This window comes from Kitasatospora sp. NPDC038210 (assembly GCF_055600605.1).
This window is the reverse complement of the sequence record NZ_JBVJYK010000015.1, coordinates 187,620-205,437: the sequence shown is the minus strand read 5'-3', so window position 1 is coordinate 205,437 and position 17,818 is coordinate 187,620. Positions and strand designations below refer to the sequence as shown.

At 73.5% G+C, this 17,818-nt stretch carries 12 protein-coding genes, 1 tRNA gene, 1 pseudogene and 1 riboswitch; of the genes and pseudogenes, 11 read left to right on the top strand and 3 right to left on the bottom strand.

Annotation, left to right across the window (positions count from 1 at the left end):
* Window positions 1–102 precede the first annotated feature (102 nt).
* The 3 genes from ACZ7KX_RS28715 to ACZ7KX_RS28705 all read left to right on the top strand — a co-directional run bounded on the left by ACZ7KX_RS28715 (window position 103) and on the right by ACZ7KX_RS28705 (window position 5,051).
* The gene (locus tag ACZ7KX_RS28715) at window positions 103–2,415 is read left to right on the top strand and encodes a HelD family protein (RefSeq protein ID WP_470328980.1); all 2,313 of its coding nucleotides are present in this window, start codon (window positions 103–105) and stop codon (window positions 2,413–2,415) included.
* A gap of 370 nt (window positions 2,416–2,785) precedes the next feature.
* Window positions 2,786–4,258 carry an NAD-dependent malic enzyme gene (locus tag ACZ7KX_RS28710; RefSeq protein WP_470328979.1) on the top strand — a complete coding sequence of 491 codons (1,473 nt, stop codon included), beginning with the start codon at window positions 2,786–2,788 and terminating at the stop codon, window positions 4,256–4,258.
* Window positions 4,259–4,766: 508 nt separating this feature from the next.
* The gene (locus ACZ7KX_RS28705) at window positions 4,767–5,051 is read left to right on the top strand and encodes an HU family DNA-binding protein (RefSeq protein WP_030242980.1); all 285 of its coding nucleotides are present in this window, start codon (window positions 4,767–4,769) and stop codon (window positions 5,049–5,051) included.
* A gap of 76 nt (window positions 5,052–5,127) precedes the next feature.
* On the opposite strand, the gene murA is transcribed toward ACZ7KX_RS28705, so the two are convergent.
* On the bottom strand, window positions 5,128–6,468 hold the full coding sequence (gene murA, locus ACZ7KX_RS28700; RefSeq protein ID WP_396550533.1) for a UDP-N-acetylglucosamine 1-carboxyvinyltransferase: 1,341 nt from the start codon (window positions 6,466–6,468) through the stop codon (window positions 5,128–5,130).
* Between the two features lie 300 nt (window positions 6,469–6,768).
* Here murA and ACZ7KX_RS28695 point away from each other — a divergent pair, with 300 nt between their 5' ends.
* From ACZ7KX_RS28695 to ACZ7KX_RS28670, 6 genes and pseudogenes are all read left to right on the top strand, one after another.
* Window positions 6,769–7,353, top strand: a complete 585-nt coding sequence (locus ACZ7KX_RS28695; RefSeq protein ID WP_350521772.1) for a YqgE/AlgH family protein — start codon at window positions 6,769–6,771, stop codon at window positions 7,351–7,353.
* Between the two features lie 62 nt (window positions 7,354–7,415).
* Window positions 7,416–7,694 (top strand): DUF3039 domain-containing protein, encoded by a 279-nt coding sequence (locus ACZ7KX_RS28690; RefSeq protein ID WP_224282582.1) that lies wholly within the window; start codon window positions 7,416–7,418, stop codon window positions 7,692–7,694.
* A gap of 87 nt (window positions 7,695–7,781) precedes the next feature.
* On the top strand, window positions 7,782–9,392 hold the full coding sequence (locus ACZ7KX_RS28685) for a beta-N-acetylhexosaminidase (RefSeq protein WP_470328978.1): 1,611 nt from the start codon (window positions 7,782–7,784) through the stop codon (window positions 9,390–9,392).
* A 358-nt stretch (window positions 9,393–9,750) separates the two neighbouring features.
* Window positions 9,751–10,617 (top strand): FAD binding domain-containing protein, encoded by an 867-nt coding sequence (locus ACZ7KX_RS28680; RefSeq protein WP_229928822.1) that lies wholly within the window; start codon window positions 9,751–9,753, stop codon window positions 10,615–10,617.
* Between the two features lie 71 nt (window positions 10,618–10,688).
* A pseudogene (locus ACZ7KX_RS28675) lies at window positions 10,689–11,219 on the top strand ((2Fe-2S)-binding protein); the annotation flags it as partial.
* Between the two features lie 746 nt (window positions 11,220–11,965).
* The gene (locus ACZ7KX_RS28670) at window positions 11,966–14,293 is read left to right on the top strand and encodes a xanthine dehydrogenase family protein molybdopterin-binding subunit (RefSeq protein ID WP_470328977.1); all 2,328 of its coding nucleotides are present in this window, start codon (window positions 11,966–11,968) and stop codon (window positions 14,291–14,293) included.
* Window positions 14,294–14,356: 63 nt separating this feature from the next.
* Here the strand turns inward: ACZ7KX_RS28670 and ACZ7KX_RS28665 are convergent.
* Window positions 14,357–14,431 (bottom strand) — tRNA-Cys (locus ACZ7KX_RS28665).
* A gap of 84 nt (window positions 14,432–14,515) precedes the next feature.
* Window positions 14,516–14,581: riboswitch (guanidine-III (ykkC-III) riboswitch) on the top strand.
* Between the two features lie 44 nt (window positions 14,582–14,625).
* Here ACZ7KX_RS28665 and ACZ7KX_RS28660 point away from each other — a divergent pair.
* Together ACZ7KX_RS28660 and ACZ7KX_RS28655 are read left to right on the top strand one after the other, a co-directional pair.
* Window positions 14,626–14,940 (top strand): DMT family transporter, encoded by a 315-nt coding sequence (locus ACZ7KX_RS28660; RefSeq protein ID WP_470328976.1) that lies wholly within the window; start codon window positions 14,626–14,628, stop codon window positions 14,938–14,940.
* 77 nt (window positions 14,941–15,017) lie between these two features.
* The gene (locus ACZ7KX_RS28655) at window positions 15,018–16,481 is read left to right on the top strand and encodes an MFS transporter (RefSeq protein WP_470328975.1); all 1,464 of its coding nucleotides are present in this window, start codon (window positions 15,018–15,020) and stop codon (window positions 16,479–16,481) included.
* A 3-nt stretch (window positions 16,482–16,484) separates the two neighbouring features.
* On the opposite strand, the gene ACZ7KX_RS28650 is transcribed toward ACZ7KX_RS28655, so the two are convergent.
* Window positions 16,485–17,816, bottom strand: coding sequence for a polysaccharide deacetylase family protein (locus ACZ7KX_RS28650; protein WP_470328974.1), 1,332 nt, complete (start codon window positions 17,814–17,816; stop codon window positions 16,485–16,487).
* Window positions 17,817–17,818 lie beyond the last annotated feature (2 nt).

Genomic DNA, 17,818 nt, shown 5'->3' with positions numbered 1-17,818 from the left:
CAACTTTTGTACGTTCCGGAGCAGCGCGCCCCGGGGGTCGCGGCGTAGGATCATCCGTCCGCTCGTTTTCCGGAGCCGGATTCCGCCGCAACCACCGAGGCCATGAGCAACACGGACACCACCCCCACCGCCGATCACGAGACCGTCCGCGAGCGCGAGATCGCCGGTGAGCAGCAGCACCTCGACACCGTCTACCACCGGTTGGAGGAGAAGCTCGCCGAGGCCGAGTACATCCTGGAGGACGCCGCCAAGCGGGTCCAGGTCGGCACCCCGGGCGCGCTCGCCGAGCGCGACGCCCAGGTCTACCGGGCCGGCGCGCACCTCCAGCGCCTCAACAACGAGTTCGAGGACTTCCTCTTCGGCCGGATCGACCTCCAGCAGGCGGACGCCCCGGAGGAGCACGGCATCCCCTCGAACACCCCGATGGACCCGGCCGACCCGGCCGTCGCCGAGACCCTCCACATCGGCCGCCTGGGCGTGCTGGACGCCGAGTACGGCCCGCTGGTGATCGACTGGCGCGCGCCCGCCGCCGCCCCGTTCTACCGCGCCACCCCGGTCGAGCCCGGCCGGGTCATCCGCCGCCGGGTGATCCGCTCCAAGGGCCGCAAGGTGATCGGCGTCGAGGACGACCTGCTGCGCCCCGACCTCACCCCGACCCTGGACGGCGAGGAGCTGGCCGTGGTCGGCGACGGCGCGCTGATGGCCTCGCTGGGCCGCGCCCGCAGCCACTCGATGCGCGACATCGTCTCCTCGATCCAGAAGGAACAGGACGAGGTGATCCGGGCCGCCGCGGCCGGGGCCACCCTCGTCACCGGCGGCCCCGGCACCGGCAAGACCGCCGTCGCCCTGCACCGCGCCGCCTACCTGCTGTACCAGGACCGCCGCCGCTACGCCGGGGGCATCCTGGTCGTCTCGCCGACCCCGCTGCTGGTCTCCTACACCGAGGGCGTGCTGCCCTCGCTCGGCGAGGAGGGCCAGGTCGCCATCCGGGCCGTCGGCTCCCTGGTGGACGGCATCGAGGCGGGCACCTACGACACCCCCGAGGCGGCCCGGGTCAAGGGCTCGGCCCGGATGGCGCAGCTGCTGCGCCGGGCCGCCCGGGCGGCGCTGGAGCTGGGCGCGCCGCAGGAGCTGAAGGTCGTCGCCCGCGGCGAGGTGCTGAAGCTCGACGCGGGCCGGCTGAAGGCCGTCCGCGGCAACGTGGTGGGCTCCGGCGGCACCCCGCTGAACCTGCTGCGTCCGCGGGCCCGTCGGCTGCTGCTGGACGCCCTGTGGCAGGAGGTCGTCAAGGGCCTCCCGAAGCCCGCCGACCACTACGCCCGGGAGCAGCGTCAGGAGGAGAAGGAGAGCTTCGACGAGTACGTCTCGGACGAGGCGCCGTTCCTGGACTTCCTGGACGCCTGGTGGCCCGCCGTGACCCCGCGGCGGGTGCTGGGCACGCTCAAGCAGCACCGTCACATCAACCGGATCGCGCGCCGCGTCGTCACGCCGGACGAGGCGCGGCTGCTGGCCGCCTCCTGGCGCCACCTGTCCCCGGAGGGCGAGGGGGCGCTGTCCGCGCACGACGTCGCGCTGGTGGACGAACTCCAGGTGCTGCTCGGCGAGCCGTCCCGGCCGAAGGTCCGCGAGGTGGACGCGATGGACCTGCTGACCGGTCTGGAGGAGGTCACCACCTTCGCCGACCGCTCCACCCGCCAGCGCGAGCGCCAGCCGGTGGAGCGCAAGGAGTACGCCCACATCATCGTGGACGAGGCCCAGGACCTCACCCCGATGCAGTGGCGGATGATCGGCCGCCGGGCCCGGATGGCCACCTGGACGATCGTCGGGGACCCGGCGCAGTCCTCCTGGCCGTTCCCGCAGGAGGCCCAGTCCGCGCTGGACGAGGTGCTGTCCGGCAAGCCGCGCCGCCGCTTCACGCTGACCGTGAACTACCGCAACCCGGCCGAGATCGCCGAGGTCGCGGCCAAGGTGCTGGCGCTGGCCGCGCCGGGCACGCCCTCGCCGAGCGCGGTCCGCCACGTCGGCGTGGAGCCGCGCTTCGCGGCCGTCACCGATCCCTCGCCGGCGGCGTTCGGCAAGGCCGCCACGGCGGAGCTGGAGCGGCTGCTGGCCGAGGTGGACGGCACCGTGGCGATCGTCGTGCCGATGGACCGCCGGGCCGAGGCGGCCGGCTGGGCCGAGGGCCTGGGCGAGCGCGTGGTGCCGCTGGGCAGCCTGGAGGCGAAGGGCCTGGAGTACGACGCGACGGTGGTGGCCGACCCGACCGGCATCGCCGGCGAGTCGGAGGCCGGCCTGCGGGTGCTGTACGTCGCGCTGACCCGCGCGACCCAGCGGCTGACCGTGCTGTCCGGCCCGGACGACCTGCCGGACGCGGCCGGCGTGCCCGCGCTGCTGCAAACGGCTGACGGCAGCTGACGGACCCTGTCGGAGCCACGGAAGAAGGCCCCCCACCGCTTCGGTGAGGGGCCTTCAGACGTTTAGTACACCGACCCGCCATGCTCGCCTCGCGGCAAGTGGTCCCTCGAAGGGACGAAGGTTGGGCCCGGGGGCTTGGATCGAGCCGGTGCCCGTCCAATGTAACGCATCGGCCCGGAGAGGCAAGGAGTCGGCGGCGGAAGGTCGGCGGAAGGTCGGCGGGAGCCGGCCGGATTGTCGGATCCGCACACTCAATGAACGATATTTCTGGCTACCCCTTGGAAGGTGCGACGATCGAGGTCTAGCATGCGCAGGCGATGCCTTCAACAAAATGTTGAGCCTGCGGGACAGACGGAAGAAGGAAGCGTCGATGGCGACGGTGCCCAGTGTCTCCAACTCGATCACGGTACGGCTGGAGGTCCCGGCCCGGGGCAACGCCGTCAGCGCGATCACCACGGCCGTGGAGTCCTCCGGCGGATCGGTGACCGGCCTCGACGTCACCGCCTCCGGCCTGGAGGCGCTGCGGATCGACGTCACGGTGGCGGCTTCCTCGGTCGCGCACGGCGAGGAGATCGTCGAGAAGCTCCGGGCGATCGACGGCGTGTCGATCGGCAAGGTCTCGGACCGCACCTTCCTGATGCACCTCGGCGGCAAGATCGAGATGTCGTCCAAGCTGCCGATCCGCAACCGTGACGACCTCAGCATGATCTACACCCCGGGTGTCGCGCGGGTCTGCATGGCGATCGCCGAGAACCCCGAGGACGCCCGCCGCCTCACCATCAAGCGCAACAGCGTCGCCGTGGTCACCGACGGCTCGGCGGTGCTGGGCCTGGGCAACATCGGCCCGGCGGCCGCGCTGCCGGTCATGGAGGGCAAGGCGGCCCTCTTCAAGCGCTTCGCCGGGATCGACGCCTGGCCGATCTGCCTGGACACCCAGGACACCGACGAGATCGTCGCGATCGTCAAGGCGATCGCCCCGGGCTTCGCCGGGATCAACCTGGAGGACATCTCCGCGCCGCGCTGCTTCGAGATCGAGGCCCGGCTGCGCGAGGCCCTGGACATCCCGGTCTTCCACGACGACCAGCACGGCACCGCGATCGTGGTGCTGGCCGCCCTCACCAACGCGCTCAAGGTGGTCGGCAAGGAGATCGCCGACATCCGCGTGGTGATGTCGGGCGCCGGCGCCGCGGGCACCGCGATCCTCAAGCTGCTGATGGCGGCCGGCGTCGAGCACGCCACCGTGGCGGACGTGCACGGCGTGGTCCACCAGGGCCGTGAGGACCTCAACGACAACCTGCGGTGGATCGCCGAGCACACCAACCGCTCGGGCCGCACCGGCAGCCTCAAGGAGGCCGTGGCGGGTGCGGACGTCTTCATCGGCGTCTCGGCCCCGAACGTCCTGGACGGCGACGACCTGGCCACCATGGCCCCCGATGCGATCGTCTTCGCGCTGGCCAACCCGGACCCGGAGGTCGACCCCGGGATCGCCCGGCAGACCGCCGCCGTGGTCGCCACCGGCCGCAGCGACTTCCCCAACCAGATCAACAACGTGCTGGTCTTCCCGGGCGTCTTCCGCGGCCTGCTGGACGCCCAGAGCCGTACGGTCAACACCGAGATGATGATCGCCGCCGCCCGGGCGCTGGCCACCACAGTCGCCGACGACGAGCTGAACGCGAACTACATCATCCCGAGCGTCTTCCACAAGGACGTCGCCAAGACCGTCGCCGCCGCGGTGCGCGAGGCGGCCCTGGCGGGCGGTCAGGAGGCCCCCGCGCCGGCCCGTCCGACCCCGGGCATCGTGGGCACCCTGGACACCTCCGCCTTCCCCACCGTCAAGCTCTGACGACCGGACCGGCGGACGTGTCGTCGGTCGCTCAAACGCACGAATAGCGGTCATACCCGCCCAGCCCGCCCCGAACCCTTGCGACACAAGGGCGAGGGGCGTGTTTGGGCTTGTCAGTCGTAGGGCGTACGGTAGCCCTGCACGGGGCAGGCGTGTCCGACAAGTACGGAACGTCCCCCTGGTCTTCCGGCGAGTCGTCCCGACCGCCGCCCGCGCCCGGTCCGCCGGAGCCGACGGAGCGTCACACCTCCAACGGGCGGGCGTTGTTCGGGTGGCCCGGCCGGGGCCCGATTGGCTTTCTCGGGGCCGGTCGGGGCAGGATTCGTATCCAGGCGGGCGGGCGGGCCTTCGAAGGCTCCGGCGCGCGGCATCGGGTACGGACCCGGCCTGCGACCACGCATTGCCTGCATGAGCACAGTGTGCGGACCTGCGGCCCATCCGGGTGCCCCCCGGTGGGAGCACCGATGGGCCCCCGCACACCGCAAGCGAACAGACCACAGGAGTACACATGAACCGCAGTGAGCTGGTGGCCGCGCTGTCCGAGCGCGCCGAGGTGACCCGCAAGGACGCCGACGCCGTTCTGGCCGCCTTCGCCGAGATCGTCGGCGAGGTCGTCGCCAAGGGCGACGAGAAGGTCACCATCCCCGGTTTCCTGACCTTCGAGCGCACCCACCGCGCTGCCCGCACCGCCCGCAACCCGCAGACCGGCGAGCCGATCCAGATCGCCGCGGGCTACAGCGCCAAGGTGAGCGCCGGCTCCAAGCTGAAGGAAGCCGCCAAGGGCGCTGCCTGAGCCACCCCTTGAACGCCCGAGAGGCCGGGCTCCCCGCGTGGGGAGCCCGGCCTCTCGCCGTGTGCCGGACCGCTGATCAGGCGTCGACCAGCTGCTCGCTGGGCAGCTCGACGTGGGCGCCGAGGTCACGGAGCTTGTCCATGAAGTTCTCGTAGCCGCGGTTGATCAGGTCGATGCCGTGCACGGTCGAGGTGCCCTCGGCCGCCAGCGCCGCGATCAGGTACGAGAAGCCGCCGCGCAGGTCCGGGATGACCAGCTCGGAGCCCATCAGCTTGGAGGGGCCGGAGACGACCGCGGAGTGCAGGAAGTTCCGGGCGCCGAAGCGGCACGGGGTGCCGCCCAGGCACTCGCGGTAGAGCTGGATGTGCGCGCCCATCTGGTTCAGCGCACCGGTGAACCCGAGCCGCGACTCGTACACCGTCTCGTGGACGATGGACAGGCCGGTGGCCTGGGTCAGCGCGACGACCAGCGGCTGCTGCCAGTCGGTCTGGAAGCCGGGGTGCACGTCGGTCTCCAGGGCGATCGCCTTGAGCTCGCCGCCCGGGTGCCAGAAGCGGATGCCCTCGTCGTCCACCTCGAAGGCGCCGCCGACCTTCCGGAAGGTGTTGAGGAAGGTCATCATCTCCAGCTGGCGGGCGCCGCGGACGTAGATGTCGCCCTTGGTGGCGAGCGCCGCGCAGGCCCAGGAAGCGGCCTCCAGGCGGTCCGGCAGCGCACGGTGGGTGTAGCCGTTCAGCTCGTCCACACCGGTGATCAGGATGGTCCGGTCGGTGCCCAGCGTGATGATCGAGCCCATCTTCTGCAGGACGCAGATCAGGTCGACGATCTCCGGCTCGATGGCCGCGTTGCGCAGCTCGGTGACGCCCTCGGCGAGCACCGCGGTGAGGAGCACCTGCTCGGTCGCGCCGACCGAGGGGTAGGGCAGCTCGATCTTGGTGCCGCGCAGGCGCTGCGGGGCGACCAGGTAGGTGCCCTGCGGGTGCTTCTCGATGGTGGCGCCGAACTGGCGCAGCACCTCGAAGTGGAAGTCGACCGGGCGGCCGCCGATGTCGCAGCCGCCGAGGCCCGGGATGAAGGCGTGGCCGAGGCGGTGCAGCAGCGGGCCGCAGAAGAGGATCGGAATCCGCGAGGAACCGGCGTGTGCGTCGATGTCGGCGACATTGGCGCTCTCGACGTGCGAGGGGTCGAGGATCAGCTCGCCGTCCTCGTCGCCGGCGCGCACCGTCACGCCGTGCAGCTGCAGCAGACCGCGAACCACCTTGACGTCGCGGATGTCCGGGACGTTTCGCAGTCTGCTGGGGCCCTGGCCGAGCAGGGCGGCGACCATGGCCTTGGGAACCAGGTTCTTCGCACCGCGGACGCGGATCTCGCCTTCGAGCGGGTTTCCGCCGTGGACCAGCAGGACGTCGTCGGTCATCGTTCTCGCAATCCGGGGTGCCAGAGGAGTCGGGGAAGGGCTCCGGTAGAGAGCCGGTGGTGGACCGGTCGTACGGGCGCGTTCGGGCCCCCGGCGTGACCGAGTCGGCACCGCATAAGGGCGTCCACCAGACGTAGATGGTAGTGGGCGTCCCGATGGTTCCCGTGAGCCTCTCCCGTGATGGTGCTCTCTCCGGGGTCGGCGGCGCCCGCCGGTGCGCCCGTACGGGTGTTCGTGCGGCGTGGCGGGGTTTCGCGCGTTGCGGTGTCCGAGCGGCCGTTCTGCGGGATCATGTGAGGCATGACGGCGGCCCATTCGCACGGAGGCCGGTCCCACACCGGCCGTCTGCTCGTCGCGACGCCCCTGCTCACCGACCCGAACTTCGCGCGGGCGGTGGTGCTCCTCCTCGACCACGACGCCGAGGGGGCGCTCGGTGTGGTCCTCAACCGGCCGACGCCGGTCGAGGTGGGCGCCGTGCTGGACGGCTGGGGCAGGCTCGTCGGGCAACCGGCCGTGGTGTTCCAGGGCGGGCCGGTGGCGCTGGACTCGGCGCTCGGCCTCGCCGTGGCGCCCGGGGAGCCCGGCACCGGCGAGCCGCTGGGCTGGCGGCGGGTGCACGGCGCGATCGGCCTGGTGGACCTGGAGGCGCCGCCCGAGGTGCTGGCGGGCGAACTGGGCAGCCTGCGGATCTTCGCCGGGTACGCCGGCTGGTCGCCCGGGCAGCTGGAGGCCGAGCTGGAGAGCGGCGCCTGGTTCCTGGTGGACTGCGAGCCGGGGGACGTCTCCAGCCCCGAGCCGGAGCGGCTGTGGCGCTCGGTGCTGCGCCGCCAGCGCGGTCCGCTCGCCCTGCTGGCGACCTACCCGGACGACCCCACGATGAACTGAGGAACGGGCCCCGCGGCGCGACACTGGCCCGGTTTCCCGGGGCGCCCATAGACTTGGCACTCATGAGCACTCTTGAGCCCGAGCGCGGCCTCGGCACCGGCACCCTGGTCGAGCCCGTCCCGCAGGTGTCCAACGGGGACGGCGACCACGAGCGCTTCGCGCACTACGTCCAGAAGGACAAGATCATGGAGAGCGCCCTCTCCGGGTCTCCCGTGGTGGCGCTGTGCGGCAAGGTGTGGGTGCCCGGGCGCGACCCGAAGAAGTACCCGGTCTGCCCGATGTGCAAGGAGATCTACGACGGCATCGGCAAGCCGCAGGGCGGCGACGGCGACAACAAGTAGTCCGCGGTCCCGCAGGGCCGTTTTGCATGGCACCGCGATCGCGCGGTGGTCTATGCCAATCGTTCCGGGCGTGGGCAGGATGTCGGAATGGACCTCATTCCCGCACCTTCGAGTGCCGTCCGCCGCCCGGACGAGGACTTCCGGCTCGACGCCGCCACCACGCTGACCGCACCGCCCGCGCTGGCCGACGCCGAGCGCTGGCTGCGCGGCACGCTGTCCGCCGCCACCGGGCTGCCCCTGGGCCCCGGCCGGCCGGGCGCGGGCATCGAACTGGTCCGGGACGACGCGCTCGCCGCCGAGGCGTACCGGATCACGGTGCGCCCCGGCCACGCGCTGCTCGCCGCGGGCGGCCCGGCGGGCGCGCTCTGGGCCGCGCAGACCCTGCGGCAGCTGCTCGGGCCGGACGCCTACCGGCGGTCGCCGCTGCGCCACGAGGGCTGGGTGCTGCCCGGCGCCGACATCGAGGACGCACCCCGGTTCGGCTGGCGCGGCGCGCTGCTCGACGTCGCCCGGCACTTCCTGCCCAAGGCGGACGTGCTGCGCTTCGTCGACCTGCTGGCCGCGCACAAGCTCAACGTGCTGCACCTGCACCTGACCGACGACCAGGGCTGGCGGGTGGAGATCAAGCGCTACCCGAGGCTGACCCGGCGGGGTGCCTGGCGGGAACGCTCGATGGTCGGCTACCGCTCCGGTCAGCGGCGCGACGACCGCCCGCACGGCGGCTACTACACCCAGGACGACCTGCGCGAGATCGTCGCGTACGCGGCCGCGCGCGGGGTGACCGTCGTCCCGGAGATCGACCTGCCCGGCCACACCCAGGCCGCCGTCGCCGCCTACCCCGAACTGGGCAACACCGACGTGGTGGACACCACCGCGCTCGGCGTCTGGACGGACTGGGGGGTGAGCCACCACGTGCTCAACGCCTCCGAGGAGGCCCTGCGCTTCTTCGAGGGGGTGCTGGAGGAGGTGCTGGAGCTCTTCCCGTCCGAGTTCGTCCACCTCGGCGGCGACGAGTGCCCCAAGGAGCAGTGGAAGGACAGCGCCGCCGCCCAGGCCCGGATCCGCGAGCTGGGCCTGGCCAACGAGGACGAGCTGCAGAGCCACGTCATCCGGCACTTCGACCGCTGGCTCGCCGAGCGCGGCCGCCGGCTGATCGGCTGGGACGAGATCCTGGAGGGCGGGCTCGCCCCGGGCGCGGCCGTCTCCTCGTGGCGCGGCTTCGGCGGCGGGATCGCTGCCGCGAGGGCCGGGCACGACGTGGTGATGTGCCCCGAGCAGCACGTCTACTTCGACCACCGGCAGGCGGACGGGCCGGACGAGCCGATCCCGGTCGGATTCGTGCGCACGCTGGAGGACGTCTACCGCTTCGAGCCGGTGCCCCCGGAGCTGGACCGGGCCGCGGCGCGGCGCGTGATCGGCACCCAGGCCAACCTGTGGAGCGAGTTCGCGGACAGCGCCCGGGACATCGACTACCGGGCCTTCCCCCGGTTGGTCGCCTTCGCCGAGGTCGCCTGGTCCGAGCTGCCGGTCCGGCCGGCCGAGCGCGACTTCGCCGGCTTCGAACGGCGGCTGGCCACGCACCTGAAGGCGCTGGACGCGCTCGGCGTCGAGTACCGCCCGGCGGACGGGCCGCTGCCCTGGCAGCGCCGCCCCGGGGTGGCCGGCCGGCCGATCGAGGGCCCGCCGCCGGTGCGGTAGGCGAGGGCGTCGCCGGGGCGTCGCACTGCTGTCCACCGGAGGCGGCGACGGGCACGGGTGCCACCCGCCGGGAACTTCTGAGTGGTCGTCGGACGTCAAGAACAGATGAACATCTGCCCCGGCCCCATCCGGGCCGGGGCAGATACCGCCCGGTAACGGTCCCAATCGGGCAGTCCCGTTCACCGGCCCCGAAATGATCATCGAGCATTGTGTGCCAGAGTTGCCCAACCCGGCCCGATCGCCCGTACCCTACGGGCCAGGCCGGGCTGCTGACGCGGACACCACGGCCCAAGGCCGCGGGCGGCAGGCGATCGATGAGCAAGTGGAGCACGGTGGGACCCAGGTGAACCGGACGATCATGCTGCCGGCCTCGCTCGACGAGGCCGTCGACGCGCTGGCCGCCGCCCCGGCCGCGGTACCGGTGGCCGGAGCCACCGACCTCATGGAGGCCGTCAACGCCGGACGGCTGCGCCCCGCCGCCCTGGTCGGCCTCGGCCGGATCACCGAACTGCGCGGCTGGCGCTACGAGGACGGCGGCACCGCCGTGCTCGGCGCCGGACTCACCCACGCCCGGATGGACCGCCCCGACTTCGCCGCGCTCATCCCCGCCCTCGCCGACGCCGCCCGCACCGCCGGACCGCCGCAGGTCCGCAACGTCGGCACCCTCGGCGGCAACATCGTCACCGCCGCCCCGGCCGGCGACACCCTCCCGGTGCTCACCGCGCTGGAGGCCACCGTCACCCTCGCCCGGGCCGGCGCCAGCCGCGAGGTACCGGTCAGCCACCTGCTCACCGGCCTCGACCCGGTCCGCCCCGGCGAACTGCTCACCTGGGTGCGCGTCCCGCTGCTGCACGCCCCGCAGGTCTTCCTCAAGGCCACCGGACGCAGCGGCCCGGCCCGCGCCACCGCCTCCGTCGCCCTCGTCCTCGACCCCGCCCGGCGCTCGGTGCGCTGCGCCGTCGGCGCCGTCGCCCCGGTGCCGCTGCGCCCGCTGGAGGCCGAGGCCTGGGTGGCCGGCTGCATCGACTGGGACGGCAGCCGCGAGATCGACCCGGCCGCGAACGCCGCCTTCGGCGAGTACGTGGCCACTGCCTGCGTCCCCGACAACTACGGCGCCGAGGGGGCCTGGGAAGCCGTGACCGAGGGGCCGACCGCGGCGGCCGTTCGGCTGCGGCGTACCGTAGCGGTGCTGGCCCGACGGGCACTGGGAAGGGCGCTGAAGTGACCACAGACCCCATCGAGACCCTCGACGCCGACCCGCTCGGCCTCTCCCCGCAGGTCAGCCGCGAGCTGCGCCCGTGCGCCTCCTACACGCTGCGGGTCAACGGTTTCGAACGGCCCGTCACCGACGCCTGGATCGGCGAGAGCCTGCTCTACGTGCTGCGCGAGCGGTTGGGCCTGGCCGGCGCCAAGGACGGCTGCGAACAGGGCGAGTGCGGGGCCTGCTCGGTCCAGGTGGACGGCCAGCTGGTGGCCGGCTGCCTGGTCCCCGCCGCGCTGGCCGCCGACAGCGAGATCAACACCGTCGAGGGCCTGTCGGCCGGCGGCGGCGCGAGCGACGTCCAGCAGGCACTGGCCGCCTCCGGCGCCGTGCAGTGCGGCTACTGCACCCCCGGCATGGCGATGGCGGTGCACGACCTGCTCCAGCGCAACCACCGGCCCACCGACGTCGAGGCCCGGCAGGCGCTCTGCGGCAACCTCTGCCGCTGCACCGGCTACAAGGGCGTGCTGGCCGCCGTGCAGACCGTCGCGGAGGCCCGTGCGGTCGAGGCCGAGGAGGCGGAGGAGGCGGCCGAGGCCACCGCCGCACAGGCCGGGGAGACCGCCACCGGGGCACCGGCCGACCCGGCGGCCGAGGCGGCCGCCGAGGCCCTGTCCGCGCTGCCCGCCGAACCCCGGCCCGCCGTCGAGCCGCCGGTCTACACCGACGCCGACGCCTGGATCGAGCACGTCCCGCAGCCGCCCGCCGAGCCCCAGTACGCCGAGCAGCCGCCCGTCGAGCCGCAGCACGTCGAGCCGCAGCACGTCGAGCCCCAGTACGCCGAGCAGCAGCAGTACGTCGAGCCGCAGCACCTCGCGGCCCACCCCGCCGAGACCCACCCCGTCGCTCCGCAGCCCGTCGAGCAGCCCCACGCTCCGGCCGGGATGCCCTACGGTGACGTGTCGGGCGGCTACGACACCGGCGTCTACGACACCGTGCCGATCCAGGTCCAGGGCGCCGTCCCCACCCAGACCGCCGACGACCAGGTCTACTACCCGCCGCAGGGCTACCCCGAGCAGCCGTACCAGGGCACCCCCGCCCACGGCACCTACCTGCCCTACCCGGACGGCCACCAGCAGCAGAACGGCTACGGCACCGGGTACGACACCGGCTACGACGCCCCGGTCTACGAGCCGACCCCCGCGCACGGCACCCCGCTGCCCGGCGCCGTCCACGACGGCACGCCGCCGCACGGCACCCCGTACGCCCCGCACCCGCACGGTGCCCCGGTCGAGGGCGGTGCCCCGGCCGGCGTCCCGTACGGCGCCACCCCCGCCCACGGCATCCGGCTCCCCGAGGACGACCACGCATCATGACGTCGCCTACCGACATCGGCGCAGCACTCCAGCAGGACGGCGGCGAGGGCGGCGCACCGGAGCCGTTCGGACTGGGCAGCTCCCCGCTGCGCAGTGACGCGCTGCCCAAGGCGCTCGGCATCTACCCGTACGCGGCCGACCTGTGGGCCGAGGGGCTGCTGTGGGGCGCGGTGCTGCGCTCGCCGCACCCGCACGCCCGCATCCGGGGCATCGACACCTCGGCCGCGCTGGCGCTGCCCGGCGTGCACGCCGTGGTCACCGCCGCCGACCTGCCGCCCGGCCCGGACGGCACCCCTGACGGCGCCCCGGCCGGCCCGGTCGTCGCCGACCGGCCGGTGCTGGCCGCCGGCGTGGTGCGCCACCACGGCGAGCCCATCGCCGCGGTGGCCGCCGACCACCCGGACACCGCCCGGCTGGCGGTCGGTCTGATCGCGGTCGACTACGAGCCCATGGAGCCCGTGACCGACCCCGAGCAGTCCTTCACCGCTCCGGCGCTGCACCCGGACGGCAACCTCTTCCGCCACCTGCCGCTGCGCACCGGGGACCCGGACGCGGTCGGCGAGATCGTCGTCGAGGGCCTCTACCAGGTCGGCCGGCAGGACCCGGCACCGCTCGGCGCCGAGGCCGGGCTGGCGGTGCCGCGCCCGGACGGCGGCGTCGAGCTGCACCTGTCCTCCACCGACCCGCACGGCGACCGCGACCGCACCGCCGCCTGCCTCGGCCTGGAGCCCGACCGGGTCCGGCTGGTGGTCACCGGCGTGCCCGGCGCCACCACCGACCGCGAGGACCTCTCCTTCCAGGTCACCCTGGCGCTGCTGGCGCTGCGCACCGGCCGCCCGGTGAAGATGACGCTCACCCGCGAGGAGTCCTTCCACACCCACGCCTCGCGCCACCCCGCGCTGCTGCGCTACCGCCACCACGCCGACGCCGAGGGCACGTTGGTGAAGGTCGAGGCGCAGATCCTGCTGGACGGCGGCGCCTACGCGGACGTCTCCGCCGAGGCGCTGGCCGCCGCGACGGCGTTCTCGGTCGGACCGTACCTCTGCCCCAACGTCTTCGTGGACGCCTGGGCGGTGCGCACCAACAACCCGCCGGCCGGGCGGATGCGCGGCGAGGGCGCGCTGCAGGCCTGCTTCGCCTACGAGTCGCAGCTGGACCAGCTGGCCGCCCGGGTGGGCGTGGACCCGGTGGAGATCCGCCGGCGCAACGCGATGTCCACCGGTGACCCGCTGCCCACCGGACAGGCCGTCACCTGCCCGGCGCCGGTGCGGGCGCTGCTGGACGCGGTCGCGGACGAGCCGCTGCCGGCCCTGCCGGTGGACGACCCGGACGCCGAGTGGCTGCTGCCCGGCGGGCCCGGCGGCGCGGGCGACCCGGCGGCGGTGCGGCGCGGCATCGGCTACGCCGTCGGCATGGTGCACATGCTGGGCGCCGAGGGCGAGGACGAGGTGTCCACCGCGACCGTGCGGGTCAGCGGCGACCACGCCACGGTGATCTGCGCGGCCGTCGACTCCGGGCAGGGCTTCGCCACGCTGGCCCGGCAGATCGTGCAGACCGTGCTGGGGGTCAGCGAGGTCTACATCGCGCCGGCCGACAGCGACCAGTCGATCGCCGGGCCCTCGGCCCGCGGTCGGCACACCTGGGTCTCCGGCGGTGCCGTCGAGCGGGCCGCCCTGATGGTCCGCCACCAGCTGCTGCAGCCCATCGCGGCCAACTTCGGGATGTCGGCGGAGCTGCTGCAGATCGCCGACGGCAAGATCACCTCCTACGACGGGGTGCTCGGCATGCCGGTCGCCGAGGCGCTGGAGGGCAAAGAGCTCTGGGCCACCGCCCAGTGCCGTCCGCACCCCACCGAGCCGCTGGACGAGGCCGGGCAGGGCGACGCCTTCGTCTCCATCTCGTTCTGCGCGATGCGCGCGGTGGTGGACGTGGACATCGAGCTGGGCGCCGTGCGGGTGGTCGAGATGACGGTCGCCCAGGACGTCGGCCGGGCGCTGAACCCGCGGCAGATCGAGGACCGGATCGAGGCGGGCGTGGCCCAGGGCGTGGGCCTGGCGCTGCTGGAGGACCTGCAGACCGCCGGCGGTGTGCTGCAGAACCCCTCGCTCACCGGCTACCGGCTGCCGACCGCGCTGGACACCCCCGAGGTGCGGATCGCCGCGCTGCTGGAGGAGCGCGACGTGGTCGCCCCGTTCGGCGCCAAGGCGGTCGGTGCCGCCCCCGCGGTGGTCGCCCCGGCGGCCGTCGCCGCGGCCGTCCGCGCCGCCACCGGCCTGCCGGTCGGCCGGCTGCCGATCCGGGCGGAGGACGCCGTCACCGCCTGAGCGGAGAAATGCGGAAAGGAATTGCCGGTCGACTTTTCCGGGTCGGCCGGCAATTCCTTTTCGTGGAGGCCGTGGCGGGAATCGAACCCGCGTTAACCGCTTTGCAGACGGTTCCCTGAGCCACTCGGGCACACGGCCAGTGAATTCATGGTGGCGGATCCGGGGGAAGGGGGTCAACGAAGTTTTGTAAATTCTGTGTGGCAATGTGTGCTACGGTCGAAGGCCGGTGGCGAATTCCCGCCACCCCGGACGAGCGCGTCGTACCCGGTGACGACAAGACGGCGCAGTTCAGCGGCAACCCGGCCGCTGTGGACTGCGGAGGCATCGCCGTCATGGCCTGGCTCGTTCTGATCGTCTCGGGTCTCCTGGAGACCGTCTGGGCGGTCGCCCTGGAATCGTCCAAGGGCTTCTCCCGCCTCGTTCCCACCCTCGTCTTCGGCGTTGCGCTGCTGTTCAGCATGGGCGGCCTGGCGTACGCGATGCGCACCATTCCGATCGGCACCGGCTACGCGGTCTGGGTCGGCATCGGTGCGGTCGGCACCGCGCTCTACGGCATGGCCGTCCTGGGGGACGCGGTGACCGTGGCCCGGATCGGCTGCCTGCTGCTGATCGTCTCCGGCGTGGTGGGCCTCAAGGTGCTGCACTGACCGGTGCCGCACCGGCCGAGCCGGTCGCCGACCCCGGTCAGGGGTCATCGGGGCGGACGGCTCTTACGATGTTCCGTATGACCACAGCCTCCCCCACCTCGGTCGACCCGGTACCGATACCCCACGACGATCCCGGCGGCGGGGTGCTCAGCGGCCGCTTCCGCGCACTGACGCTGGGGATCGTCTCGGTGGTCCTGGTGATCGCCTTCGAGGCGACGGCCGTCAACACCGCGATGCCGACGGCGGCCCGCCAGCTGGACGGCCTCGGGCTGTACGCCTTCGCCTTCTCCGGCTACTTCACCACCACGCTGTTCGCCCTGGTCGTCTCCGGCCAGTGGTGCGACCGGCGCGGACCGCTGCAGCCGCTGTTCACCGGCATCGCGGTGTTCGGCGCCGGCCTGCTGGTGGCCGGGACGGCGCCCGGGATGTGGGTGTTCGTGGCCGGGCGGGCGATCCAGGGCCTCGGCGGCGGGCTGGTGATCGTCGCGCTGTACGTGGTGGTCGGCCGGGCCTATCCGGAGCGGTTGCGGCCGTCGGTGTTCGCGGCCTTCTCCTCGGCCTGGGTGCTGCCCTCGATCGTGGGCCCGCTGGTCGCCGGGGCGGTCACCCAGCAGCTCGGCTGGCGCTGGGTCTTCCTGGCCGTCCCGGTGCTGATCCTGCTGCCGCTGGCCGTGATGGGCCCGGCACTGCGCCGCTCCATGGGGGTCCCCCCGGCCGGAGGCTGGGGGAGGGACCACCCGGTGCTCAGGGGCGCGGACTTCGACCGCCGGCGCACCCTGCTCGCCGCGATGGCGGCGCTCGGCGCGGGCCTGCTGCAGTACGCGGGCCAGCGCCGCGACCTGATCGGCCTGCTCCCCGGGATCGCCGGGGCGGCGCTGCTGGTGCCGGCCGTCCTGGGGCTGCTGCCGAAGCGGACCCTGCGGGCCGGGCGCGGGCTGCCGACGGTGATCCTGCTGCGCGGGGTGGCGGCGGGGGCGTTCTTCGCGGCCGAGGCCTTCATCCCGCTGATGATGACCACCCAGCGCGGCCTGTCGCCGACGCTGGCCGGGCTCACCCTGACCAGCGGCGGGCTCTCCTGGGCGCTGGGCTCCTGGCTGCAGGGCCGGCCGGGGGCCGAGCGCTACCGCGGCGCGATGATCCGGGGCGGCTTCCTGCTGACCGCGCTGGCGATCGCGGGCGCCGCGCTGGTGCTGGTCCCGGCGGTGCCGGCCTGGGTGGCCTCGGTGGCCTGGGGGATCGGCGGTGTCGGGATGGGCCTGGCCATCGCGAGCGTCAGCGTGCTGATGATGAAGCTCTCCGCCCCGGAGGACGCCGGCGCCAACTCGGCCGCGCTGCAGATGAGCGACGCGCTGGGCAACGTGCTGCTCACGGGCCTCGCCGGGGTGCTGTTCGCGGCGCTGGGCGACGGCGCCCCGGCGGCCGGCCACGAACAGGCCGAAGGCGCCGGCTCGCCCGGCGCCTTCGCGGTGATCCTGCTGGTGATGGCCGGGGTGGCGCTGCTGGGAGCGCTGCTCGCCGGCCGGGTCCGCACCCGGTCCTGACGGTCAGCCGGCGGTGGCGCCGGTCGTGACGGCCGCGGTGGCGGCGGCGGTGGTGTCGGGGGAGGGGACCGGCGGCGCCGCCGGCGTGCCGAGGAAGGCCTCCCAGCCCCCGGTCGGGGACTGGCCCGGGGCCAGGGTCTGCAGCTTGCGCAGCACCGCGGGGTCCTGGGCGTCCAGCCAGTCGACCAGCTGGCGGAAGGAGACCAGCCGGACCTCCGGCTTGCCCGCGATGGCCTTGAGGGCGTCCTCGACGGCGTTCATGTAGATGCCGCCGTTCCACTCCTCGAAGTGGTTGCCGATGATGTACGGCGCCCGGTTGCCGTTGTAGGTGCGGTCGAAGCCCATCAGGTAGGCGTCGCGGGCCTGGGCCTGGAAGCCCGGGTGGAGCGCCGGGTCGGCCTTGGTGTTGGTGCCGCACTGGTTGTACATGATGTTGTAGTCCATCGAGAGCACCTGGAAGGTGTGCCCGGGGAAGGGGATGGACTGCAGCGGGAGGTCCCACAGTGCGCCGCCCTGGATCTTCTGCGGCCACACCTGGGTGCCGTTGCCGCTGCTGTCGTAGCGCCAGCCGCGCTTGACCGCGGTGGGCAGCAGGTTGCGCTGGCCCTCCAGGCACGGGGTGCGGCTGCCGATCAGCTCCTTGCGGTAGTCGAAGGGCAGCGCGGGCAGGTCGGTGAAGCCGGTGTTGGTGCGCCAGTTCGTCACGAAGTCCATCGCCTGCTGGATCTCGCTGTCCCATTCCTCCGGGGACCACCTCCCGACGCCGGTGGCGCCGCAGAAGTGGCCGTTGAAGTGGGTGCCGATCTCGTGGCCCTCCAGCCAGGCCGCGTGCACGTTCTCCAGGGTGTCGTGGATGTGCCGGTCGCTCAGGTAGCCGATGTCGGAGGCGCCGGCGTTGTGCTGCGGCGGGCGGTAGAGGTCCTTCTTGGCCTCGGGCAGCAGGTAGAGGCCGCTGAGGAAGAAGGTCATCTTCGCGTCGTGCTCCCGGGCCAGCCGGCGGAAGCGGCCGAAGAGGCCGTTGTCGAGCTCTCCGGCGCCGTCCCAGGAGAAGACCACGAACTGCGGCGGGCGCTGCCCGGGGAGCAGCCGCTCGGGGACGGGCTGGTGCGGCTGGGCGCCGGTGTCCGAGGTGGAGCCGTCGCCGATCAGGACGGCCTGCGGCTTCACGGCCGGGTCCGGGACCGGGGCGGGGGTGGCGCTCTGCTCGGTGTCCCCGCCGGTGGAACCGGTCGCCCGCTCGCCGCCGCCGGCGTGGTTGCTGCCGCAGCCGGCCGCCAGGGTGGCGGCGGTGGCGGCGCCGGCCGTCAGCAGGGTGCGGCGGGAGAGAGCGTCCATGA

Excerpts from the sequence above, each read along its gene's own strand:
- ACZ7KX_RS28715 (WP_470328980.1), top strand. The coding sequence starts at position 103 with ATGAGCAACACGGACACCACCCCCACCGCCGATCACGAGACCGTCCGC.
- ACZ7KX_RS28710 (WP_470328979.1), top strand. The coding sequence starts at position 2,786 with ATGGCGACGGTGCCCAGTGTCTCCAACTCGATCACGGTACGGCTGGAG.
- ACZ7KX_RS28705 (WP_030242980.1), top strand. The coding sequence starts at position 4,767 with ATGAACCGCAGTGAGCTGGTGGCCGCGCTGTCCGAGCGCGCCGAGGTG.
- murA (WP_396550533.1), bottom strand. The coding sequence starts at position 6,468 with ATGACCGACGACGTCCTGCTGGTCCACGGCGGAAACCCGCTCGAAGGC.
- ACZ7KX_RS28695 (WP_350521772.1), top strand. The coding sequence starts at position 6,769 with ATGACGGCGGCCCATTCGCACGGAGGCCGGTCCCACACCGGCCGTCTG.
- ACZ7KX_RS28690 (WP_224282582.1), top strand. The coding sequence starts at position 7,416 with ATGAGCACTCTTGAGCCCGAGCGCGGCCTCGGCACCGGCACCCTGGTC.
- ACZ7KX_RS28685 (WP_470328978.1), top strand. The coding sequence starts at position 7,782 with ATGGACCTCATTCCCGCACCTTCGAGTGCCGTCCGCCGCCCGGACGAG.
- ACZ7KX_RS28680 (WP_229928822.1), top strand. The coding sequence starts at position 9,751 with ATGCTGCCGGCCTCGCTCGACGAGGCCGTCGACGCGCTGGCCGCCGCC.
- ACZ7KX_RS28670 (WP_470328977.1), top strand. The coding sequence starts at position 11,966 with ATGACGTCGCCTACCGACATCGGCGCAGCACTCCAGCAGGACGGCGGC.
- ACZ7KX_RS28660 (WP_470328976.1), top strand. The coding sequence starts at position 14,626 with ATGGCCTGGCTCGTTCTGATCGTCTCGGGTCTCCTGGAGACCGTCTGG.
- ACZ7KX_RS28655 (WP_470328975.1), top strand. The coding sequence starts at position 15,018 with ATGACCACAGCCTCCCCCACCTCGGTCGACCCGGTACCGATACCCCAC.
- ACZ7KX_RS28650 (WP_470328974.1), bottom strand. The coding sequence starts at position 17,816 with ATGGACGCTCTCTCCCGCCGCACCCTGCTGACGGCCGGCGCCGCCACC.